20 protein-coding genes are annotated in these 22,465 nt (G+C 73.8%); 12 read left to right on the top strand and 8 right to left on the bottom strand.

Going from position 1 to position 22,465, the window contains the following annotated elements; translation table 11 throughout:
• The first annotated feature begins 86 nt into the window (after positions 1-86).
• The gene (locus C3486_RS09285) at positions 87-1,361 is read left to right on the top strand and encodes a cytochrome P450 (protein ID WP_103832122.1); all 1,275 of its coding nucleotides are present in this window, start codon (positions 87-89) and stop codon (positions 1,359-1,361) included.
• 6 nt (positions 1,362-1,367) lie between these two features.
• On the opposite strand, the gene egtD is transcribed toward C3486_RS09285, so the two are convergent.
• The 5 genes from egtD to C3486_RS09260 all read right to left on the bottom strand — a co-directional run bounded on the left by egtD (position 1,368) and on the right by C3486_RS09260 (position 7,171).
• Entirely contained in the window at positions 1,368-2,330 is a 963-nt protein-coding gene (egtD, locus tag C3486_RS09280; protein ID WP_103832121.1) for an L-histidine N(alpha)-methyltransferase, read from the bottom strand.
• Positions 2,327-3,088, bottom strand: coding sequence for an ergothioneine biosynthesis protein EgtC (gene egtC / locus C3486_RS09275; RefSeq protein WP_103832185.1), 762 nt, complete (start codon positions 3,086-3,088; stop codon positions 2,327-2,329). Before egtC ends, egtD begins: the two co-directional genes overlap by 4 nt.
• 34 nt (positions 3,089-3,122) lie before the next feature.
• Complete coding sequence (gene egtB, locus C3486_RS09270; RefSeq protein ID WP_103832120.1) at positions 3,123-4,439, bottom strand: ergothioneine biosynthesis protein EgtB; 1,317 nt, start codon at positions 4,437-4,439, stop codon at positions 3,123-3,125.
• Positions 4,436-5,800 carry an ergothioneine biosynthesis glutamate--cysteine ligase EgtA gene (egtA, locus tag C3486_RS09265; protein ID WP_103832119.1) on the bottom strand — a complete coding sequence of 455 codons (1,365 nt, stop codon included), beginning with the start codon at positions 5,798-5,800 and terminating at the stop codon, positions 4,436-4,438. Before egtA ends, egtB begins: the two co-directional genes overlap by 4 nt.
• Before the next feature lie 162 nt (positions 5,801-5,962).
• Positions 5,963-7,171 (bottom strand): pyridoxal phosphate-dependent aminotransferase, encoded by a 1,209-nt coding sequence (locus C3486_RS09260; protein WP_103832118.1) that lies wholly within the window; start codon positions 7,169-7,171, stop codon positions 5,963-5,965.
• A 107-nt stretch (positions 7,172-7,278) separates the two neighbouring features.
• Between C3486_RS09260 and C3486_RS09255 the strand changes: the two genes are divergently transcribed.
• Positions 7,279-7,968: a helix-turn-helix domain-containing protein gene (locus tag C3486_RS09255; protein WP_103832184.1), complete on the top strand. Its 690-nt coding sequence runs from the start codon at positions 7,279-7,281 to the stop codon at positions 7,966-7,968.
• Between the two features lie 3 nt (positions 7,969-7,971).
• On the top strand, positions 7,972-8,454 hold the full coding sequence (locus tag C3486_RS09250; RefSeq protein ID WP_103832117.1) for a hypothetical protein: 483 nt from the start codon (positions 7,972-7,974) through the stop codon (positions 8,452-8,454).
• 22 nt (positions 8,455-8,476) lie between these two features.
• On the opposite strand, the gene C3486_RS09245 is transcribed toward C3486_RS09250, so the two are convergent.
• Complete coding sequence (locus tag C3486_RS09245; RefSeq protein ID WP_103832116.1) at positions 8,477-9,415, bottom strand: amino acid ABC transporter permease; 939 nt, start codon at positions 9,413-9,415, stop codon at positions 8,477-8,479.
• On the bottom strand, positions 9,402-10,379 hold the full coding sequence (locus C3486_RS09240) for an ABC transporter substrate-binding protein (RefSeq protein WP_103832115.1): 978 nt from the start codon (positions 10,377-10,379) through the stop codon (positions 9,402-9,404). The genes C3486_RS09245 and C3486_RS09240 overlap by 14 nt, the downstream gene beginning before the upstream one ends.
• Positions 10,380-10,671: 292 nt before the next feature.
• Here C3486_RS09240 and C3486_RS09235 point away from each other — a divergent pair, with 292 nt between their 5' ends.
• The 4 genes from C3486_RS09235 (at position 10,672) to C3486_RS09220 (ending at position 14,909) form a co-directional block, all read left to right on the top strand.
• On the top strand, positions 10,672-11,307 hold the full coding sequence (locus C3486_RS09235) for a bifunctional 2-polyprenyl-6-hydroxyphenol methylase/3-demethylubiquinol 3-O-methyltransferase UbiG (protein ID WP_103832114.1): 636 nt from the start codon (positions 10,672-10,674) through the stop codon (positions 11,305-11,307).
• 250 nt (positions 11,308-11,557) lie between these two features.
• Entirely contained in the window at positions 11,558-12,556 is a 999-nt protein-coding gene (locus tag C3486_RS09230) for an NADPH:quinone oxidoreductase family protein (protein ID WP_103832113.1), read from the top strand.
• Positions 12,553-13,740, top strand: a complete 1,188-nt coding sequence (locus C3486_RS09225) for an acyl-CoA dehydrogenase family protein (protein ID WP_103832112.1) — start codon at positions 12,553-12,555, stop codon at positions 13,738-13,740. Before C3486_RS09230 ends, C3486_RS09225 begins: the two co-directional genes overlap by 4 nt.
• Positions 13,737-14,909: an acyl-CoA dehydrogenase family protein gene (locus C3486_RS09220; RefSeq protein ID WP_103832111.1), complete on the top strand. Its 1,173-nt coding sequence runs from the start codon at positions 13,737-13,739 to the stop codon at positions 14,907-14,909. Before C3486_RS09225 ends, C3486_RS09220 begins: the two co-directional genes overlap by 4 nt.
• Before the next feature lie 148 nt (positions 14,910-15,057).
• On the opposite strand, the gene C3486_RS09215 is transcribed toward C3486_RS09220, so the two are convergent.
• A complete protein-coding gene (locus C3486_RS09215) occupies positions 15,058-15,999 on the bottom strand; it encodes a TetR/AcrR family transcriptional regulator C-terminal domain-containing protein (protein ID WP_103832110.1) in 942 nt (313 codons plus the stop codon).
• A 183-nt stretch (positions 16,000-16,182) separates the two neighbouring features.
• Here C3486_RS09215 and C3486_RS09210 point away from each other — a divergent pair, with 183 nt between their 5' ends.
• The 5 genes from C3486_RS09210 (at position 16,183) to C3486_RS09190 (ending at position 22,412) form a co-directional block, all read left to right on the top strand.
• Positions 16,183-17,289, top strand: coding sequence for an FAD-dependent monooxygenase (locus tag C3486_RS09210; protein ID WP_103832109.1), 1,107 nt, complete (start codon positions 16,183-16,185; stop codon positions 17,287-17,289).
• 84 nt (positions 17,290-17,373) lie between these two features.
• On the top strand, positions 17,374-18,804 hold the full coding sequence (locus C3486_RS09205; protein WP_103832108.1) for a hypothetical protein: 1,431 nt from the start codon (positions 17,374-17,376) through the stop codon (positions 18,802-18,804).
• A 134-nt stretch (positions 18,805-18,938) separates the two neighbouring features.
• A complete protein-coding gene (locus tag C3486_RS09200; RefSeq protein ID WP_103832107.1) occupies positions 18,939-20,549 on the top strand; it encodes an ABC transporter substrate-binding protein in 1,611 nt (536 codons plus the stop codon).
• A gap of 38 nt (positions 20,550-20,587) precedes the next feature.
• Entirely contained in the window at positions 20,588-21,544 is a 957-nt protein-coding gene (locus tag C3486_RS09195) for an ABC transporter permease (RefSeq protein WP_103832183.1), read from the top strand.
• Positions 21,537-22,412, top strand: a complete 876-nt coding sequence (locus C3486_RS09190) for an ABC transporter permease (protein ID WP_103832106.1) — start codon at positions 21,537-21,539, stop codon at positions 22,410-22,412. The genes C3486_RS09195 and C3486_RS09190 overlap by 8 nt, the downstream gene beginning before the upstream one ends.
• The last annotated feature ends 53 nt before the right edge of the window (positions 22,413-22,465 follow it).

Raw genomic sequence — 22,465 nt, 5'->3', positions numbered from 1 at the left:
GGACTCTGCGCAGCGCCCCGGACCGCCAAGCCTGCCGGACGGGTGATTCCCCTGATAGTGCGGATTACCGTACGGTCGGGTGCGTGATGGCCACCGAGGTGTTCTCACCCCAGACCTACGCCACCGGCGTGCCCTACGACCTGTTCCGCCGACTGCGCCTGACCAGCCCCGTCTGCTGGATCGAGGAGCCCGCGCTGGCCGGCTGGCCGGCCGGTCCCGGCTACTGGGCGGTGCTGCGGCACGCGGACGTCAAGCACGTCCTGCGTACCCCGGACGTGTTCTCCTCGTACGCGGGTGCGACCCAGATCAGGGACCCCGACACCGAGGCGGATCTGGCCTTCGTGCGGGCCATGATGCTGAACCAGGACCCGCCGGAGCACTCCCGCATCCGCAAGGTCGTCGCTGCCGCCTTCACCCCGCGTGCCGTACGGGAGCTGGAGGCCGTCATCGACGCGCGCGCCGCCGAGCTGGTGGGGCGGGTCGCGGAGGCGGGCGAGGCGGACTTCGTGGACGTCGCGGCCGACCTGCCGGTGTGGACCCTGGCCCATGTCATGGGCGTGCCGGACGAGGACCGGCGGCTGCTCTTCGACTGGTCGAGCCGGGTCATCGGCTACCAGGACGCGGAATACGCGGAGTTGACGACGGCGGACCCCGGGACGCTCACCCCGATGGCACGCGCCGCGCTCGCGCACCGCCCGGCGATGCGGGCCCGCCCGGACGGCCGGCCGGTCAACCCGCGCTCCCGGGAAGCGCTCGCCGACATGTTCGCGTACGCCCACGCGCTCGCCGACGACCCGCGCCCCGGCACGGTCCTGGCGCACCTGCGCGAAGGCGGCCTGACCCGCGAGGAGTTCGAGAACATGTTCTTCCTCTTCGCGGTGGCCGGGAACGAGACGCTGCGCAACGGCATACCGGGCGGGCTGCATACGCTGCTGTGCCACCCGGACCAGTTCGCGCGGCTGCGCGCCGACCGGGGGCTGCTCCCCACCGCCGTCGAGGAGATGCTGCGGTACTGGCCGCCCGTGATGGACTTCCGGCGCACCGCCGTGCGCGACACCGAGCTGGCCGGGCAGCGGATCAGGGCGGGCGAGAAGGTCGTGGTCTACCACGTCTCCGCCAACCGTGACGAGACCGTCTTCGACGACCCCGACCGCTTCGACGTCGGGCGCACCCCCAACGACCACGTCAGCTTCGGCTTCGGGCCGCACTTCTGCCTCGGCTCGCACCTGGCCCGGGTGCAGATGCGCGCGGTGCTGCGGCACGTGCTGGACCGGCTCCCCGGCCTCGCGCCCGCCGGGGAGCCGGTCCGGCTCGTCTCCAACTTCCAGAACGGGCTCAAGCACCTGCCCGTACGGGTCTGAGCGGGGTTACCGCCGTACGGCCAGGGACAGCGCGAAGCGGCCCGCCTCGTCGGTCCACCACTCGCGCAACTCCAGCCCAGCGGCGTCCAGTTCGGTGCGCACGCCCGCCTCGCGGAACTTCGCCGAGACCTCCGTGCGCACCTCCTCGCCCTCGTCGAAGTGGACCGCGAGGTCCAGCGCCGGGATCTTCACGGTCTGCTCCTTGAGGGACCGCAGCCGCATCTCGATCCACTCGTGCCCGGGGTCCCAGACCGCGCGGTGCGCGAACCGCGAGAGGTCGAAGTCGGCGGCCAGTTCGCGGTTGATGACGGCGAGGACGTTCTTGTTGAACTCGGCGGTGACGCCCCGGGCGTCGTCGTACGCGGCCACCAGCGTCGCCTCGTCCTTGACCAGGTCGGTGCCGAGCAGCAGCGCGTCGCCCGGCGCCAGCAGGTCGTGCACGGAGCGCAGGAAGCCGGCCCGCTCGGCGGGGAGCAGGTTGCCGATCGTCCCGCCGAGGAAGGCCAGCAGCCGGGGCCCCGGCGTCTCGGGCAGCGTCAGGCCGCCCTGGAAGTCGGCCACCAGGGCGTGCACGGTGAGCCCGGGGCGCTCGGTGAGCAGCGCCTCGCCCGCGGCGGCCAGCGCGCTCTCGCTCACGTCGACGGGGACGTAGGTGTGCAGGCCGGTGAGCGCGTCCAGCAGGTGCCGGGTCTTGTCGGAGGAGCCGGAGCCCAGCTCGATCAGGGTGCGGGCGCCGGTGGCGGCGGCGATGTCCCCGGCGCGTGCCACCAGGATCTCCCGCTCGGCGCGGGTCGGGTAGTACTCGGGCAGTGCGGTGATGTCCTCGAAGAGTTCGCTGCCCCGGGCGTCGTAGAACCACTTGGGCGGCAGCGTCTTGGGGGTGCCGGTCAGGCCGTGTGCGACGTCGGCGCGGAGGGCGGCGGCGGTGGCGTCGGGGGGCAGGGTGCGGGTGACGGCGAGGGGACTCACGCGGCGGGCTCCTTGAGCGGGGTGAGCAGGACATCGGTGGCGGTGGCGGCCAGCAGGGTGCGGTCGGGGACCTCGGTCCAGGCGTCCGTGTCGTCGGAGGGCTCGGAGGCGACCAGCATGCCGGGCGCTGGCCCCGGCAGGGCGCGGTGGAAGAGCGTGTCGCCCCAGGTGGTGGCGGCGATGGTGGCGCCGTCGGTGAGCAGCAGGTTCAGCCGCGAGCCGGGCGCCGCCGCGGCCACCTCGGTCACCGTCTCCGACAGCGCCCCGGCCATGTCGGCGCCCTGTTCCAGGCGGTGCTTGACCAGCGCCCACAGGAACGCCGCGTCGCACCGCGCCTCCAGCCCCAGCAGCGCCTCGGAAGGCAGCGTGGCGGCCAGCGGGCCGAGCGAACGGGGCCAGCCCTTGACCGCGCCGTTGTGGCTGAACAGCCAGGGCCCGCCGGCGAACGGCGCGGCCGCCGCCTCACCGTCCGGGCAGGCGAGCGTGGCGTCGCGTACGGCGGCCAGCACGGCACCGCTGCGCACCACCCGGGCGAGGTCGGGCAGGCAGGCGTCCGCCCAGATCGGCCCGGCGCGGCGGTAGCGGGCCGGCACCGGGTCGTCCGGCGCGTACCAGCCGACGCCGAAGCCGTCCGCGTTGACCGTGCCGTACCGCTGCCGGCGGGGCGCCCAGGACTGCCGGTACAGGCTGTGCTCGGGTGCGGTGAGGAGGTCGCCGAGGCGCACCTCGGGCCCCACGTAGGCGAGGTGACGGCACATCAGCACCACCGCCCGGCGCGCCCGGACCGGGACCTCACGCCTCCTCCGGGGCCGCGTCGCGCGCGGTGCGGAAGCCGGCGAAGATCTGCCGCCGGACCGGCAGGTCCCAGTTGCGGAACGTGCCGCGGCAGGCCACCGGGTCCACCGCGAACGACCCGCCGCGCAGCACCTTGTACCGGCCGCCGAAGAACACCTCGGAGTACTCCGGGTACGGGAACACCTGGAAGCCCGGGTACGGCAGGAAGTCCCCGGAGGTCCACTCCCACACGTCCCCGATGAGCTGCCGGACGCCCAGCGGCGACGCGCCGTCCGGATAGCTGCCGACCGGCGCGGGCCGCAGGTGGCGCTGGCCGAGGTTGGCGTGCTCGGGACGCGGGTCCGCGTCGCCCCACGGGTAGCGGCGGCTGCGTCCGGTCCGCGGGTCCCAGCGGGCCGCCTTCTCCCACTCGGCCTCCGAGGGCAGTCGCCGCCCGGCCCAGCGCGCGTACGCGTCGGCTTCGTACCAGCTCACATGCAGAACCGGTTCTTCGGGAGCGACGGGCTCGGTCACGCCGAACCGGCGGGTCACCCACCCACCGCCCTCCCGCCGCCAGAACAGCGGGGCCGCGAGGTCGTTCTCGCACACCATCCGCCAGCCCTCGGGCGCCCACCAGCGCGGCTCCCGGTAGCCGCCGTCCTCGACGAACCGCAGATACGCGGCGTTGCTCACCGGCGTCGTGTCGATGTGGAACGCGGGCAGCAGCCGGTGGTGCGCGGGCCGCTCGTTGTCCAGCGCCCACGGCTCGTCGGAGGTGCCCATCGTGAAGTGCCCGGCCGGCACCAGCACTTCGTCCTCCACCACGCCGCCCGAGGTGTCCGGCGGCGGGGGAGCGGTCAGCGCGGCCGGGCCCCGCCGCAGCTGGTGGGTGATGAGCATCGTCTCGTCGTGCTGCTGCTCGTGCTGCGCGACCATGCCGAACGCGAACGCCTGCTCCACCAGCCGGTCGCCGTGCAGCGGGGTCTTCTCCAGGACGTCCAGCACCCGGCCGCGCACCTCCGCGACGTACCGGTGGGCCTCGGCGGGCGGCAGCAGCGGCAGCGAGGGCCGCTCGGCGCGGGGGTGCTCGAACGCGTCGTAGACCGAGTCGATCTCCGGGCGCAGCGCTTCGAGGCCGCCCACGGCCCGCATCAGCCACTGCTCCTCCTGGTTGCCTATGTGGGCGAGGTCCCACACCAGGGGCGACATCAGGGGCGAGTGCTGGGCGGTCAGGTCGGGCTCGTCGACGCAGGTGGTCAGCGCCTGCGTACGGGTGCGCGCGGCGAGCAGCGCCGTCGCCGCGCGGTCCCGGAGCGTTTCGGGATCGTGGATCACTGGCTGTCCTTCCCTGGGGTGCGCTCGGCGGTGCGGGCGTACTCCGCGGCGAGCGCGGCTTCCTGCGCGTCGGCGGCCTGCCGGGCCGCCGCGCTCTCCGTGGGCGGCGCGGCGTACTCGGGTGCCGCGTACGCCGCGTCCAGCAGGTCGTCGGCCGGGCAGCGGCCGAGCGCCACATAGCGCTCGGTGAACTCCTCGACGGCGGCGAGGACGTCCGGCCCGGCGCCGAGCCTCGGCAGCGCCTCGCGGGCCGCGGCGAAGCAGGCCGTCGCGGCGGCGGCCAGCTCCGGATCGGTCAGCGCGTGCCGCGCCGCGCGCCGCCACAGCGGATTGCGGGGCGCGGGACGCTCGCCCGCGGTCTCGGCGAGCGGCTTGACCGCGCGGTACGCGGTCTCCGCCGCCTCGGGGTCGTCGAACAGGGCCGCGGTCACGGCGAGCGGCACGATCCAGCCGTCGCCCGGCTGCGCGTCGATCATGCGCAGTTCGAGGTGGCCGCGCGGCCGGACCGGCGGGAAGAGGGTGGTGACGTGGTAGTCGAAGTCCTCCTGCGTGGGGGGCCGTGGGCCGCCGGTGCGCACCCAGTCGCGGAAGGTCAGGCCCTCGGGGGCGTCCCAGGGGCCGCCCGGGGTGCGCAGGCACATGACGGGCGCGTCGAGGACGTACGCGGTCCAGGCGGCGCGCGGGTCGGACCCGTCGGCGGGGGCGAGGGTACGGGCCGGGTCGAGCTGCGACCAGACGGCCTGGCGGGTGGAGCGGTAGCCCGTCGGGCACCCCTCGCTGGTCGGGGAATTGGCGAACGCCGCGGTGAGCACGGCGCCGAGGAGGTGGGCCAGCCGCCAGCGCCGGCCGTGGCCCAGCGGCCCCGGCTCCTCGTGTCCGGCGTCCAGGCACACCTGCACGGAGGCGGTGCCGCACATCATCGACCGCCCGGCCTGCCCCCAGCGGTCGAAGTACGCCTCCATGGCGTCGTAGCGGGGCTCGTCGAGGATGCGGTGCGGCGGATGCCAGGGGTTGTGACCGTGGCCCGCCAGGCCCAGGCCCATGGCGCGCAGCGCCGTGCGCACCAGTGCCAGGTCGGCGGAGACGGTGGTGACGCACTCGGTGAGTGAGCCGGCGGGGAGCGAGCTGAGCTCCAGCTGCCCGCCCGGCTCGAAGGTGAGGGCCGAGTGGAGGGGGAGCGCGTGCAGGGCGGTCATCGCGCTGCGGACACGCTCGCGCGGGAGGGGACATCGGGGGTTGTGCGCGTCGTGGAGGAGGTACTCGATCTCCACCCCGATGCGCCGCGGCGGCCCGGTCTTGAAACATATGCCGTGCAGATGGGCTGCCAGCTCGCTCTCCGTGACCACGCGCTGTGCGGGCATGGACCTCACTCCCTCCGTGGCCGGGGCCGGTTACGGGCCTCCCACCTAAGCGGGTGCGAGCGGCGCACTCAAGGGCGCATCAGCGCCCGGCGGAGCACGAACCGCGCACGGCCCGCCCGCGGTCGCGCCGGTGCACGACGGCGCGCCCGCACGGGGAGTCTCTCACTGCCGGTACCCCGCCAGGAAGCGTCCGATGCGGCTGATGGCGGCGTCGAGGTCATCGGCGTGCGGGAGTGTCAGGATACGGAAGTGGTCCGGACGCGGCCAGTTGAAGCCGGTGCCCTGCACGACCTGGATCTTCTCCCGGAGCAGCAGGTCGAGGACGAACTTCTCGTCGTCGTGGATCCTGTGCACGGCCGGGTCCAGGCGGGGGAAGGCGTAGAGCGCGCCCTTGGGCTTCACGCACGAGACGCCGGGGATCTCGTTCAGCCGTTCCCAGGCCCGGTCGCGCTGCTCGCGGAGCCGGCCGCCGGGGAGCACCAGGTCGTTGATCGACTGACGGCCGCCGAGCGCCGCCTGGATGGCGTACTGCGCCGGGGCGTTCGGGCACAGCCGCATCGCGGCCAGCGTGCCCAGCCCCTCCAGGTAGTCGGCCGCGTGCTGGGTGGGCCCGGAGACCACCAGCCAGCCGGAGCGGAAGCCGGCCACGCGGTACGCCTTGGAGAGGCCGCTGAAGGTGAGGCAGACCAGGTCGGGGGCGAGCGCCGCGGCGTTGTGGTGCACCTCGCCGTCGTAGAGGATGCGGTCGTAGATCTCGTCGGCGAAGACCATCAGGCCGTGCCGGCGGGCCAGGTCGAGCATGCCTTCCAGCAGCTCACGGGGGTAGACGGCGCCCGTGGGGTTGTTCGGGTTGATGATCACCAGGGCCCGGGTCCGGTCGGTGATCTTCGCGGCCATGTCGTCCAGGTCCGGCAGCCAGTCGGCGGACTCGTCGCACAGGTAGTGCACCGCCTTGCCGCCCGCGAGCGTGGTCACCGCGGTCCACAGTGGGAAGTCGGGGGCCGGGATCAGCACCTCGTCGCCGTCGTCCAGGAGCGCCTGGACCGCCATCGAGACCAGCTCGGAGACGCCGTTGCCGAGGTAGACGTCGTCCACGCCGACGTCGATGCCGAGCGACTGGTAGTGCTGGGCGACGGCCCGGCGCGCCGGCAGGATGCCGCGGGACTCGGTGTAGCCGTGCGCCCGGGACAGGTTGCGCAGCACGTCCTGGAGGATCTCCTCGGGCGCCTCGAAGCCGAAGAGCGCGGGGTTGCCGGTGTTCAGCCGCAGCACGCTGTGCCCGGCCTCCTCCAGCGCGTCGGCGTGCTCGATCACCGGACCGCGGATCTCGTAACAGACGTCGGTCATCTTGTTCGACTGCTTGAACTCCATGCGGCGGCCTCCCGGTCCCTCGCTCGCCGCGGCGCGGCGCGTCTGTGGCTCTACTTGGTTTTACCAAGCGGCAACTTGGAAAGTCCAACTTCTTGTCTATGCTGGGGATCATGCCGCGCCGAAGTTATGACCAGTACTGCCCCGTCGCCCGCGCCCTGGACACCGTGGGCGACCGCTGGACCCTGCTGATCGTCCGGGAGCTGCTGGCCGGGGCCCGGCGCTACACCGACCTCCACGCCGACCTGCCGGGCGTCAGCACGGACATGCTCGCAGGGCGCCTGAAGGACATGGAGCGCGACGGCCTGACCGTCCGCCGCAGACTCGACCCGCCCGCCGCAGCCCACGTGTACGAACTCACCCCGCGCGGCCGGGCCCTGCTCCCCGTCCTCACCGCACTGGCCGACTGGGGCGCGCCCGAGCTGGGCGCGCCCGGGCCCACGGACGCGATGCGCGCCCACTGGTTCGCCGTACCGCTGATGCCCCGGCTCGCCCGGTACTTCGCCGCGCGGCCGGCGGAGCACGGGCCCGTACGCGTCGTGGAGGTGCGGCTGGACGAGGGGACGTTCCACGTCACGCTGGACGAGGCGGGCGCGGGGGCGACGGAGGCGTACGGCTACGCGGACGGCCCGGCGGCAGCGCCCGACGTGGTGCTGGAGCTGGACACGGCGGCGTGCGCCGAGGTGATCTACGATCGGCTGTCACTGGCCGACGGGATCGGCACCGGCCGCATCCGGGCCACGGACCGCGGCGAGCCGGCCGGTGCCGGCGCCGCGGCCGCACGCACGGCGACGGGATGACACATGGCAGCGGCACCCCTGGCGGTCTTCGACCTGGACAACACCCTGGCGGGCACGGCACACCGGCAGCACTACCTGGAGCGGCGACCGCGCGACTGGGACGGCTTCTTCGCCGCGGCACCGGACGACCCGCCGCTGCCCGAGGGCGTCGCGCTGGCCCTGGAGAGCGCCGCCGAGTGCGAGATCGTCTACCTGACCGGGCGGCCCGAGAAGTGCCGCGCCGACACCCTGGACTGGCTGGCCCGGCACGGCCTCCCCGAGGGCCGCGTCTGGATGCGCCCGTCCGGTGACCGCCGCCCGGCCCGCCTCACCAAGCTCGAACTGCTCAGCAAGCTCGCCCGCGGCCGCGAGGTCCGGGTCGTCGTGGACGACGACGAGCTGGTCTGTGACGCGGTCGAGGCCGCCGGCTTCCCGGTCGTCCGCGCCGGCTGGGCCACCCACTCGGCCGCCCTCACGGACGCACAGGAGCGGGAGGGGCGTACCTGAGGCCGCGTACGGTCCGCTGCGCTCACCGGCGCGCAGACGCCCGCGCGGCCTTCCGCGGACGGAGCACGAGCAGGTTCGCCCGCACCTTCTGCCACGGCGTGGCCGGGAGCCGGTGCGAGGAGCCGCGCGCGTAGTGGCGTTCCAGGTAGTACTGGCCGACGGAGAGGACCGAGGTCAGGATCAGGTACCAGGCGGCCGCGAGGAAGAGCATCTCCACCGGGGCGCCGGAGAGCTGCCCGATGTCCTGCGCGTACCGCAGCAGTTCGTAGTACTGCACCGCCGCCACCAGCGAGGTCGTCTTGAGCATGGTGATGACCTCGTTGCCCGTGGGCGGCACGATGACCCGCATGGCCTGCGGGATCACGATCCGGCGCAGCGTCCTGCCATGGCGCATCCCCAGCGCCATCGCGGCCTCCGTCTGGCCCTCGTCGACCGCGAGCAGGCCCGCGCGGCAGATCTCCGCCATGTAGGCGGCCTCGTTGAGCCCGAGCCCCAGCAGGGCCGTCAGGAACGGCGTCATGAAGCCGGCCCACTCGCCGCTGTACAGCGGCCCGAGCCGGACGTACTGGAAGACCAGCCCCAGGTTGAACCAGACCATCAGCTGGACCAGCACCGGCGTGCCGCGGAAGAACCAGATGTAGAACCACGCGATCGACGCGGTCACCGGGTTCCTGGACAGCCGCATCACCGCGAGGGTGATGCCGCCTGCCGTGCCGATCGCCATGGACAGGACGGTCAGCAGCAGGGTCTGCCCGACGCCCTCCAGGATCCGGTCGTCGAAGAAGTAGGCGGGCACCGCGCCCCAGTTGATCCGGCCCCGGGCGAAGGCGACGACGAGCGCGACGAGGGCCCCGACGGCGAGGACGGCGGCGACGTAGCGGCCCCAGTGGCGCACCGGAACCGCCGTGACGGCAACCGGACCGCCGGCCGGCGCGGTGTCCGGCCGCTCAGCTGCCGCCATTGATCTCGGCCCGGTGGATGGCGCCACCGGTGACGCCCCACTTCTTCAGGATCCTGGTGTACTCGCCGCTCGCCATCACCGCGTCCACGGCGGACTTCAGCGCGTCCCGCAACTGCGTGTTGCCCTTGGCGACGGCGATGCCGTACGGCGCCGCCTGCACCTGCCCGCCGACGCGCCGGAAGTCGCGGCCGCCGCCCGAGGTCCGCGCCGCGTACTCGGCGACCGGGTAGTCGGAGATGCCGACGTCGCCGCCGCCGGACCGCAGCCGGGTCTGGGCCTGCTGGTCGTTGTCGAAGGGCTCCAGCGCGATCGGGGCCTTCCCGGCCGCCACGCACCTCGCCGACAGCTTCCTGGCCAGGTCCTCCGAGACGCTGCCGCGCTGGAGCACGGCCTTCCTGCCGCAGAGGTCGCCCCAGCCCTTGACCGGGCTGGGGGCGTCCTTCCTGACGTACATCGCCACACCGGCGCTGAAGTAGTCGACGAAGTCCACCCCCTCGCCGACCTTCTTCCCGGTGGCCGGATCGATGCCGTTCTGCCGGTTCTTGTTGTCCGTGAAGGCCGACATGGCGATGTCGTAGCGCTTGGCGCGCAGCCCGGTGAGCAGGGTGTCGAAGGTACCGATGCGGAACCGGAACTCCACGCCCAGCTGCCTGCCCAGGGCCGCTGCCAGGTCGGGGTCGAGGCCGACCGCCCGGCCCTTGGCGTCCTTGAACTCCACCGGCGGGTACGCGATGTCCGAGCCGACGTCGAGATAGCCCTTGTCGCGGATGCTCTGCGGCAGCGCGGTGGCCAGTGGGGCCGCCGAGCCGGTGTCCTTGCGGCCGCCCGTGTCACCGCCCCCGCCACCGCACGCCGCCAGCAGCAGCGCCCCGGCGGCCACCGCCGCCGCGCTCGCCGCCGCCCGCCGCCCGAGGGATGTCGGGGGCCGGTCAGGGGCCGTACGGAAGGCGCTGGTCACCGTCATGGTCGGACACCTCCGGCAGCGCTGGCCGACACCGGTGCGGCAGGTCTCGCGCGCCGCGTCCCGGTCGTGCGCGGACCGGCCTGCTGCGCATTATGGGCGCGGCGCGGACGGCCCTCCAGATGCCTTGCGGCCATGTGCGGGCGGGCCTGGCCGGCGGGCGCGCAGGCGGCTCTTTGCCGTCCCGGCAACAAAGTTCGCCAAGGGGCGCGGAGGTCCGGAACATCGGCAGCAGTACGTGACGCGTCCGTACTGCCCGACACACCGGTACGAACACGAGAAGGAGTGTGCGCCGATGACCGAAGCACAGATCTCGGACGAGGAGTTCTGGGACGCCCGGTACGGCGAGAGCGAGCGGATCTGGAGCGGCGAGCCCAACGCGGCACTGGTCAGGGAGGTGGCCGGCATGACGCCGGGCCGGGCCCTGGACCTGGGCTGCGGGGAGGGCGGCGACGCGATCTGGCTCGCGCGGCAGGGCTGGGAGGTCACGGCGGTCGACGTCTCCCGTGTCGCGCTGGACCGCGCGGCCGGGCACGCGGCCGACGCCGGGGTGGCGCACCGGATCGACTGGCAGCGGCACACCCTGGGCGAGACCTTCCCCGAGGGCACCTTCGACCTGGTCACCTCGCACTTCCTGCACACGCTCGGCGAACTGCCGCGGGAGGAGGTGCTGCGCACCGCGGCGGGTGCGGTGGCACCCGGCGGGACGCTGCTGGTGACGGGGCACTCCGGGATGCCTCCGTGGGAGACGGACGCGCATTCGGACGTGCGCCTGCCCGGCCCCGAGGAGGTGCTGGCCGACCTCCGGCTCGCCGAGGGGGAGTGGGAGGTGCTGGTCTGCGCGGAGCACGAGCGCGTCCAGACCGCCCCTGACGGCCGGTCGGTCGTCCGTACCGACAACACGGTCAAGGTGCGGCGCCTGAAGGGCTGACGCCCGCGGTCCCGAAGGGGCTGACGCCCGCGGTGCCTGAAGGGGCTGACGCCCGCGGTGCCTGAAGGGGCTGACGCCCGCGGTGCCTGAAGGGCTGCCCCCACGGCCGCGTCTGGAAGGGCCGGTGCCCGCCGCGCCAGAAGCGCCGACCCCGCCCCGATTGCCTCCCTGACACCTGTTCCCTCAGCCATACCGACCGCTTAGTATGCCGATGGCACCGAGGCCGACCGACGTCGTGAGGGGAAGCTCAGTGAAGGCATGGCGGGTACACGCGAACGGCGAGCCACGTGAGGCGATGCGGCTCGAAGAGGTCCCGGACCCGCAGCCGGGCCCCGGACAGCTGCTCCTCCGGGTGAAGGCCGCGAACGTCAACTTCCCCGACGCGCTGCTGTGCCGAGGCCAGTACCAGGTGCGCCCGCCGCTGCCCTTCACGCCCGGCGTGGAGATCTGCGGCGAGGTGCTCGCGGCGGGCGAGGGCGCCGGGGTCGCCGAGGGCACCCGGGTGCTGGCCCAGCCGCCGCTGCCCGACGGCGGCTTCGCCGAACTGGCCGTCGTGGACGCGAAGACGGTCCTGCCGGCACCGGACGCGCTGGACGACGCCGAGGCTGCCGCGCTGCACATCGGCTACCAGACCGGCTGGTTCGCGCTGCACCGCCGCGCGCACATCCAGGCCGGCGAGACCCTGCTGGTGCACGCGGCGGCGGGCGGCGTCGGCAGCGCGGCCGTCCAGCTCGGCCGGGCCGCGGGCGCCCGCGTCATCGGCGTCGTCGGTGGCCCCGAGAAGGCGGCCGTCGCCCGCGAACTCGGCTGCGACGTGGTCGTCGACCGGCGCAGCGAGGACGTCATCAAGACCGTCAAGGAAGCCACCGGCGGCCGCGGCGCCGACGTGATCTACGACCCGGTGGGCGGCGACGCGTACGCCCAGTCCGCCAAGTGCGTGGCCTTCGAAGGCCGCATCGTCGTCATCGGCTTCGCCAGCGGCACCATCCCGAGCCCCGCGCTCAACCACGCCCTGGTGAAGAACTACTCGATCCTCGGCCTCCACTGGGGCCTGTACGCCACGAAGGAGCCGTCCGCGATCGGCGCCTGCCACGAGGAGCTGACCAAGCTGGCGGCGCAGGGCGTCATCAAGCCGCTCATCGGCGACCGCGTGCCCCTGGAGGGCACGGCGGACGCCGTACAGAGGGTCGCCGACGGCGTCACCACGGGCCGCGTGGTCGTCGTCCCCGGAGAGGCGGCGGCGCGATGAGCATCGGAGCCGAGGAACTGCGCCGGCGCACCGCCGAACTGCTCGCCGCGCACCCGCCCGCCACCACCGACCGCATGGACTTCCTGCGCGCCCGCTTCGACGCCGGGCTCGCCTGGGTGCACTTCCCCGAGGGGCTCGGCGGCCTGGACGCGCCCCGCGCCCTGCAGGCCGTCGTCGACGAGGAGCTGACGGCCGCCGGCGCGCCGGACAACGACCCGCGCCGGATCGGCATCGGCCTGGGCATGGCGGCGCCGACCATCCTGCGCTTCGGCACCGAGGAACAGAAGCAGCGGTTCCTCAAGCCCCTGTGGACCGGCGAGGAGGTGTGGTGCCAGCTCTTCAGCGAGCCCGGCGCCGGCTCCGACCTCGCGGCCCTCGCCACCCGCGCCGTACGGGACGACGAGGGCACCTGGACCGTCAACGGCCAGAAGGTGTGGACCTCCGGCGCGCACAAGGCCCGCTGGGCCATCCTCATCGCCCGCACGGACCCCGAGGCCCCGAAGCACCGCGGCATCACGTACTTCGTGTGCGACATGACGGACCCCGGTGTGGACGTCCGCCCGCTGCGCCAGATCACCGGCGAGGCGGAGTTCAACGAGGTCTTCCTCAGCGACGTGCGCATCCCCGACGCGCACCGGCTCGGCGAGGTGGGCGAGGGCTGGAAGGTCGCCCAGACCACCCTGATGAACGAGCGGGTCGCCATCGGCGGCGCCCGCATCCCGCGCGAGGGCGGCATGATCGGCGTTGCCGCCGCCGACTGGCGCGAGCGGCCCGAACTGCGCACCCACGACCTGCACCAGCGGCTGCTGCGGCTCTGGGTCGACGCCGAGGTGGCCCGGCTCACCGGCGAACGGCTGCGCCAGCAGCTGACCTTGGGCCACCCGGGCCCCGAAGGCAGCGGCATGAAGCTCGCCTTCGCGCGGCTGGCCCAGGAGATCAGCGGCTGGGAGGTGGAGTTCCTCGGCGAGGACGGCCTCACGTACGACGACTGGACGCTGCGCCGCCCCGAGGGCGTGGACTTCACCGGGCGCGAGGCCGGCTACCGCTACCTGCGCGCCAAGGGCAACAGCATCGAGGGCGGCACCTCCGAGGTGCTCCTCAACATCGTCGCCGAACGCGTGCTCGGACTGCCCTCCGAGCCGCGCACCGACAAGGACGTCGCGTGGAAGGACCTGCCCCGATGACCGACCAGCAGACGCTCCAAGAGGGCCCGGCGACCGGCCCGCACGAGGGCCCGGACCTCCTCTACTCGGAGCACGAGGACGACCTGCGCGCCGCCGTGCGGTCCCTGCTGGCCGACCGGGGCGGCCCGGCCGGGGTGCTCGCCGAGCTGGAATCCGGGCGCAGCCACGACGCCGCTCTCTGGCGCTCGCTCGCCGGCGGCATCGGGGCGGCCGGACTGCTCGTCCCCGAGAAGCTCGGCGGCCAGGGCGCGGGGCCCCGGGAAGCGGCGGTCGTCCTGGAGGAGCTGGGCCGGGCCGTGACGCCCGTGCCGTATCTGACGAGCGCCGTCCTCGCGGTCACCGCCCTGCTGGGCTGCGACACCACCGAGGAGGAGCCCGCCCGGCTGCTGGCCGCGCTGGCCGGCGGCGAGCGCGTCGGCGTGCTCGCGCTGCCGCTCACGGCGGCGCCCGGCGGACCGCTGGAGCCGTCCGTACGGGCCGGGGCCGACGGCGCCCTGCTCGGCACCGTCACCTCGGTAGCGGACGCGGCGGCGGCCGACGTGCTGCTGGTACCGGTACGCGCGGCCGACGGCATCGAGCTGTACGCCGTGGACGCCGGTGCGCCGGGGCTGCACATCGAGACGGTCACCCCGCTGGACCTCACGCGCGGGCTGGCCCGCGTCACCTTCGACGGGGCGGCGGGCCGCCGGCTCGCCGGCGCCGACCGGGCCGGTGCCGCCGTACGGAAGGCGCTGCTCACGGGCGCCGGGCTGCTCGCCTCCGAGCAGCTGGGCCTCGCCGAGTGGTGCCTGACCGAGATCGTGGAATACACCAAGCAGCGCCACCAGTTCGGCCGTGCCGTCGGCTCGTTCCAGGCGCTCAAGCACCGGATGGCCGCGCTCTGGCTGGAGGTGGTGTCGGCGCGGGCGGCGGCGCGCAACGCCGCGGACGCGCTGGCGTCCGACAGCCCGGACGCGCCCGTGGCGGTGGCCGTCGCGCAGGCGTACTGCGCCCCGGTCGCGGTCCGCGCCGCACAGGAATGCCTCCAGCTGCACGGCGGCATCGGCATGACCTGGGAGCACCCGCTGCACCTGTTCCTGAAGCGCGCCAAGAGCGACGAGATCGCGCTCGGCGCCCCCGGCCACCACCGGGCGGCCCTCGCCGAACTGGTGGACCTGGCGGCGCCGTAGCGCCTCGGGACGGCGGCCGCGCCCGGCCGGGGACGCGGAGCAGGGACGGACGCCGGCCGGCGGCTGTGGGGGCCGCCGGCCGGCGTCGCTCCGTGCGCGGCGGAGCACCCGGTCGCCCCGGCACCGGAGGAGCGACGCGGCCGGGCCCTCAGGCGAGATGCGGCGCGACCAGGCCGTCCAGGAGGGCCTGCAGCCCGCTCTCGAAGAGCCCGTCCAGATCCAGGTCGTAGCCGTCGGGCCCGAAGGACTCCCGGAGCCGGCCGAACATCGGGTACCGCCCCGAAGCGGCGAGCGCGGCGAACGCCGCCTCCTGCCCGGCCAGCCACTCCTCCTGGGAAAGGCCCGTCAGGCTCTCGGCCTGGGCCTCCCGCTCGAGGTGGACGGCGAGCCCCTGGACGTGGCTGTAGAGCAGCACGTTGATGTTCAGCATGGCGGTCCCGTCGAGGCCCAGGCCGTCGAGCCCGGTGAGCATCCACTCCGAGTACGCCATCAGGTTCGGCAGCGCCAGCGGGCGCGTGAGCGGCGCGAGCTGCGCCAGCCAGGGGTGGGCCCGGTGCAGCGCCCACAGGGCCCTGGCGCCCGCCTCCAGGCGCGCCCGACGGCAGCCGGGCGGCTCGGCGGGGTACGCGATCTCGCCGTGCACGCTGTCCGCCATCAGCAGGACCAGCTCCTCCTTGCCGGCCACGTACCGGTAGGGCGACATCGCCGCGGTCCCCAGACGTGCCGCGACGCCCCGCATCGACAGCGCGGCGAGCCCCTCCGCGTCGGCGATCTCCACGGCCGCGCGCACGATCCGGGCACGTGTCAGGTCGTGGTCGGACGCCGCCGCGGCACGGGGAGCACGCGCCGGGCCCGCGGCCTCCCGGGCGGGCGCCACCACCGTGCCCACCCGTGGCCGCGCCTCCACCAGCCCCAGTTGCCGCAAGGCGGTCAGCGCCTTCGTGGCCGTGGCGAGCGCGACCTGCCACTCCTCGGCGATCCGCCGGGTGGACGGCACCCGGTCGCCCGGTGCCAGCTCGCCGTCCTCGATGCGCCGCCGGATCTCCGCCACGATGCGCCGGTACGGCGGCACGTTTTTCTCTGCGGCCATCGGGCCCCTCCCTCGGCTGTACTAGCACAGAGGCTACCAGGGACGGGAGGCTCCGAAGCCTGCCTGAGCTAGTACAGAACCTGAGCGCTGGCCGCCAGCATGCAGCGAAAACGCCCTTGGCGAGCAGGCGCGTACGCCGTACATTCAGCTGTGTACACCGTACGTGTCACCCGAGGGGGAACCATGAAAACCGTGCTCGTCTCCGGTGCCGGGATCGCCGGCCTCGCCACCGCCCACTGGCTGCGCCGCCGGGGCTTCGCGCCGACCGTCGTCGAGCGGGCTCCCGCGATCCGTCCCGGCGGCCAGGCGATCGACGTACGAGGCGTGGCGCTCGACGTGCTGGACCGGATGGACCTGCTGGCGGACGCGCGCCGGCTGCGTACTCGGATGCGCGGCATGTCGATGCTCGACGGCGCGGGCGAGGAGCTGTGGCGGTCCACCGAGATGACCTACAGCAGTGGCCGGCTCGACAGCGACGACATCGAACTGCTGCGCGACGACCTCACCGGGCTGCTGCACGGCCGGGCCGACGAGGGCGTCGAGTACCTCTTCGGTGACTCCCTCGCCTCCCTCCAGGAGGAGCCCGACGGCGTACGCGCCGCCTTCGAGAGCGGCGGCAGCCGCACCTTCGACCTCGTGATCGGCGCCGACGGACTCCACTCCACGGTGCGCAGGCTGTCCTTCGGCCCCGAGGAGCGGTTCCTCCGTCACCTCTCCGCCTATGTGGCCGTGTTCAGTACCGGCAACTTCCTCGGCCTCGACGACTGGCAGGTATGGCTCCAGGACGGCGACGCCACGTACTGCGTGTATCCGGCGCGCGGCAACGGCGAACTGCGGGCGACACTCGGCTTCCGGTCCGCGCCGCTCGCCTTCGATCACCGCGACACCGAGCACCAGAAGGCACTGTTCCAGGAGCGGCTGGGCCATCTGGGGTGGGAGACGCCGAAGCTGCTCGCGGCCATGTGGCAGGCGCCCGACTTCTACTGCGACGCCATGGCGCAGGTGCGGCTCGACCGCTGGAGCACGGGCCGGGTCGCCCTCGTCGGTGACGCGGGGTACTGCGCCTCGCCGCTGTCCGGCCAGGGGACCAGCCTGGCCCTCGTGGGCGCCTACGTGCTCGCCGACGAACTCGGCCGGACGGGTGACGACCACCAGGGCGCTTTCGGCCGCTACGAAGCGCGGATGCGGCCGTTCGTGGCCCGCAATCAGGCGCTGGTCCCGGACGACGCCGGGCCCGCCGGTGAGGAGGCGATCGAGCGGGCCAAGAACGCGATCGCGCTCGACGGTTGATGCGGACAACGGTTTTCCGGGCGTCTTCTCCGGGCGCCCCGGCCCGCATGTCGGATAAGTGAAGTTCGGAGTAGCGTCGTAGGCATGAAGGGCGTACCCGGACGACCCCGGCGCCGGGCGGTACCGGCCCTGACGGCCGCCTCCGCGGCGTTGCTGCTCGCCGCCGCCCCGGCCGCCACCGCGGCCCCGCCGGCCGCGTACGGCGCCCCTGCGGCCGCGTACGGCGCCGTCCCGCGGGACCGCGGAGGGCTGCAGGAGGCGGCCGACGCGCTGACCAAGGGACCCGTGTACGTCGACCCGCGGGCCGAGGGCCGGCTCCCCGTCGCGCAGGCGGACGCGCTGGCGCACGACATCGAGGAGTCGGGCAAGCCGGTCTTCGTGGCCGTGCTGCCCGCGACCTCGGACTATCCGCCCGCCACGCTCTTCGAGGACCTCCGCACCCGGGTCGGCATCCGCGGCGTGTACGCGGTGCAGCTCGGCGACCGCTTCGACGCGCGGGCCGACGCCGACGTGATGTCGCGGGAGTCGGTGCGCCACCTCGTGGGCGCCGCCCAGCGGGCGCACCCGCACGACGCCACGGCCCAGTTGAAGGACTTCGCCGCGCAGGCGCAGAAGCAGGTCGGGAAGGGCACGCCGGAGTCCTGGCACGACGCCGGCGGGAACGGGGTGAGCAGTGGCGCGCTGGTCGGGCTCGGGGCTCTGGTGCTCCTCGGGGCCGGCGGCGCGTACACCGTGCGCCGGCGGGCCAGGCGCCGCCGCGAGGCCGAGGAGCAGGCCGCGCTGGACTCGCTGCGGGTGGTGGTCGACGAGGACATCACCGCGTACGGCGAGGAGCTGGACCGGCTGGACTTCCGGCCGGGCGAGCCGGGCGCCGACGACGCGATGCGCGCGGACTACGCGCACGCCCTGGACGCGTACGAGAACGCCAAGCAGACCATGGCGCGGGCCCGGCACCCCGAGGACGTGCGCCGGGTGACCGAGGTGCTGGAGGACGGCCGGTTCGCGCTGGCCGCACTGGCCGCGCGGCGTGCGGGCCGGCCGCTGCCCGAGCGCCGCCCGCCGTGCTTCTTCGACCCGCGCCACGGCCCCTCCGTGGCGGACGAGCGGTGGGCGCCACCGGGAGGCGCCGAGCGCACCGTCCCCGTGTGCGCGGCCGATCAGGCGCGGCTCGCGGACGGCCAGGAACCGATGGCCCGCACGGTGCGCACCCCGTACGGCGAGGACCGCCCGTACTGGGACGCCGGGCCCGTCTACGCCCCCTGGGCGGGCGGCTACTACGGCATGATGGGCGGCGGCCTGCTGCCCGGCCTCTTCCTCGGCACGCTGCTCGGCTCCTCGATGATGGGCCCCGCCGCCTACGGGTGGGGCGACGGCGGGTACGGCGGGGACGTGCTCGGCGGCGGTGACTACTCCGGCGGCGACTTCAACAGCGGTGACTTCGGCGGCGGCTTCGGCGGTGACGGCGGGGGCTTCGGGGGTGACGGCGGGGGATTCGGCGGCGGCTTCGGCGACTGACGCCACGACCGCGGGACCGCAGGACCGGTAAGGACCACGTCTGTCCGCACTCTCTTACGTGTTGTTTAATTGCAATTCGTTCGCAAAAGCTTTGCGACGGCATGAGACAGCACGCGGCAAGAGGAGAGTGGTGCATGTCAGCGCGGTCCATACGAAGAGCGGCCGCGGCGGCCCTGGCGGCGACGCTGGCCCTCGGTACCGCCGCCTGCTCCACCCCGTCCGACGGCAAGGCCGCAGCGGGCACTGGGGACTCGGCCGTGGTCGGCATCGCGTACGAACCGGACAGCCTCAGCCCGCTGCTGGGCTACGGCAAGGACGGCAACTCCAAGATCTTCGACGGGCTGCTCACCCACGACGCGGACATGCGGCTCAAGCCCGCGCTGGCCGCGAAGCTCCCCGAGGTCACCGACGACGGCCGGACCTACACCTACACCCTGCGCAAGGGCGTGGAGTTCAGCGACGGCAAGCCCTTCACCGCCGACGACGTGGTCTTCACCTACCGCACCATCCTCGACGCGAAGACCAACAACGCCTCCAAGGCCGAACTCGACGCCATCGAGAGCGTGTCGAAGAAGGACGACCACACCGTCGTCTTCCGCCTCAAGTACCCCTACGCGCCGTTCGCCGAGCGCACCGTCCTGCCGATCGCCCCGCAGCACATCGCGGGCAGGCAGGACGTGAACCACGGCTCCTTCACCACCCACCCGGTCGGCACGGGACCGTACGTCCTCACCGGCTGGTCCAAGGGCGAGAAGCTGAGCTTCAAGGCCAACCCGCACTACTGGGGCGGCGCGCCGAAGGTGAAGACGTTCACCATGGCGATCATCAAGGACGACGACGTGCGCGCCACCCGGCTGCGCTCCGGCGACCTCGACGGCGCCATCCTGCCGCCCAACCTCGCCGCGACCTTCAAGTCCGCGCAGGACACGAAGACGTACACCGCGCAGACCTTCGACTACCGCAACGTCACGCTGCCCACCGCCAATCCGGTCACCGGCGCCAAGGCCGTCCGCCGCGCCCTGGACCTCGCCGTGGACCGCGACGCCATGGTCAAGGGCATCCTCAACGGCGCAGGCAAGCCCGCCTACGGGCCCGTGCCCACCGACAGCCCCTGGTTCACCCAGGGCACCGAGCGCCCGCACGATCTGAAGCGCGCCGAGCACATCCTCGACGAAGCGGGCTGGAAGAAGGGCCCTGACGGCATCCGCCGGAAGGGGAAGCAGCGCGCCTCCTTCACCCTCTGGTACCTCTCCGGTGACAAGCTCCGCCAGGAGCACGCCCTCGCCTTCGCCTCCGACGCCAAGAAGGCCGGCATCGAGGCCAAGGTCGAGTCCGGCACCTGGGAGGTCATCGAGCCCCGCATGAAGCACGACGCGGTGCTCGCGGGCGGCGGCAGCCCCGCCGACCCCGACTTCGACCAGTACCTGCTGCTGCACTCCTCGCTCGCGGGCGACGGCTTCAACAACATGTCCCGGTACGCGAACCGCACGGTCGACCGGAAGCTCGTCGAGGCCCGGCGCACCGACGACCGCGACCGCCGCAAGGCCGCGTACGACACGGTCCAGCGCGAGCTCCAGAAAGACCCCGCGTACGTCTTCCTCACCCACATCGACCACCTCTACGTGGTCCGCGACGGCTGGCGGGTCCCGGGCGCCAAGGGCCTGACCACGCAGGTCGAGCCGCACGACCACGGGCTGGCCTCCGGGCCCTGGTGGAACGTCGAGGACTGGCAGCCCGCGAAGTGAGCACCCTGTCGACCCTGCCCTGGGGGCCGATGGCGCGGATGACGGGGCGGCGGGTGCTGCTCGCCGTCCCGGTCCTCCTCGCCGTCACCCTCGGGGTGTTCGCCGTCGCGGCGGCCTCGCCCTTCGACCCGGTCAAGGCGTACGCCGGGGCCGCCGGCCTGACCGCGTCCCAGGAGAACCTCGACCAGATCCGCCACAACCTCGGCGCCGACCAGCCGCTCCTCGCCCGCTGGTGGGACTGGCTGACCGGCGCCCTCACCGGCGACCTCGGCGACTCCGCGACGCTGCGCGCGCCGGTCTCCCAGGTGATCGGCGAACGCCTCGGCTGGTCCGTGCTGCTGTGCGCGCTGGCCTTCGTGGCGGCCGTCCTGCTCGGCACCGTACTGGGCGTGCTCGCCGCCCGATGGCGCGGCGGCATGTTCGACCGTACGGTGACCGGCGCCGCGTACGCCCTGGAGGCCGCGCCGCCCTTCTGGCTCGGCCTGCTCGCCATCTGGCTGTGCGCACTGAAGCTCGGCGTGCTGCCGGCCGGCGGCCTCACCGACACCGGGAGCGCCGCCGTCACCGCGGGCCAAGTCGCCCGTCATGTGACCCTGCCCGCCCTCGTGCTGGCCGTCTCGCAGCTCCCGTGGTTCGTGCTGTACGTGCGCCAAGGGGTCGGCGACGCGCTGGCCGAGGATGCGGTGCGCGGCGCGCGCTCCCGGGGGCTGCGCGAGCGCACCGTCCTGGTGCAGCACGCGCTGCGCAGCGGCCTGCTGCCGGTACTCACCCTGATCGGCTCCCGGGTGCCCGAACTCATCACCGGCGCGCTGCTGGTGGAGACCGTCTTCAGCTGGCCGGGCATTGCCGCTGCCACCGTCCAGGCCGCCACCAGCGTCGACTTCCCGCTGCTCGCCGCGCTGACGGTGCTGGCCACCATCGCGGTGCTGATCGGGAACCTGCTGTCGGACCTGCTGTACGGACTCGCCGACCCGAGGGTGGCGTTCGATGGCTGAGCTCACCTGGCACCCGGCGCGGCCCGGCACCGTAAGGGACCGCGGCAACCGCACCCTGAGGCTCGCCGCCTCGGCCGTCATCATGGCGGCCGTCGTGCTCGCCGTCCTCCTCGTACCGCCGCTCGTCCCGGTGGACGCACAGGCCGTCGACCTCGCGGCCAAGCTGCAACCGCCGTCGCCCGCGCACCCTTTCGGTACCGACGAGGTCGGCCGCGACCTGCTGCTGCGCTGCGTCTACGGGCTGCGCGTCTCGCTCCTCATCGGTGTGGTCGCCGCGCTCACCGCCACGGTCGTCGGCACCGCCGTCGGCGCGCTGGCGGGTGCGCTCGGCGGCTGGGCCGACCGCGCCGTGATGCGCGTCGTCGACCTCTTCTCGTCCGTGCCGCACCTGCTGCTGGGCATCTTCGTCGTGGCGATGTTCCGGCCGGGCGTCTGGCCGGTGATCATCGCGGTGGGGCTCACCCACTGGCTGTCCACCGCGCGCATCGTGCGGGCCGAACTGCTGTCGCTGCGCGGCCGCCCGTTCGTCGACGCCGCCATTTCCGGAGGCGCCTCGCGGTGGCGGGTGACCGTACGCCACCTCCTCCCCGGTGTGCTGCCACGGGCCGGGCTCGCCGCCGTCCTGATGGTGCCGCACGCCATCTGGCACGAGTCCGCGCTGTCCTTCCTGGGACTCGGCCTGCCCGCCCACGAGGCGAGCCTGGGCATCATGGTCAACTCCGCGCGCGGCTCCCTGCTGGCGGGCGACTGGTGGCCCACGCTCTTCCCCGGCCTGTTCCTCATCGTGCCCACCCTCGCCGTCGCCGGCCTCGCGGGCGCCTGGCGGGAACGGCTCGACCCGCGCCGCCGATCGGAGCTGATGCTGTGAGTACCGGAGAAGCGCCTCCCGTGCTGTCCGTCCGCGGCCTCTCCGTACGCTTC

Source organism: Streptomyces sp. Ru73 (assembly GCF_002920575.1).
Classification (GTDB): domain Bacteria; phylum Actinomycetota; class Actinomycetes; order Streptomycetales; family Streptomycetaceae; genus Streptomyces.
Note: the sequence above shows the minus strand (reverse complement) of the source record. Positions and strands in the feature narration are given on the sequence as shown.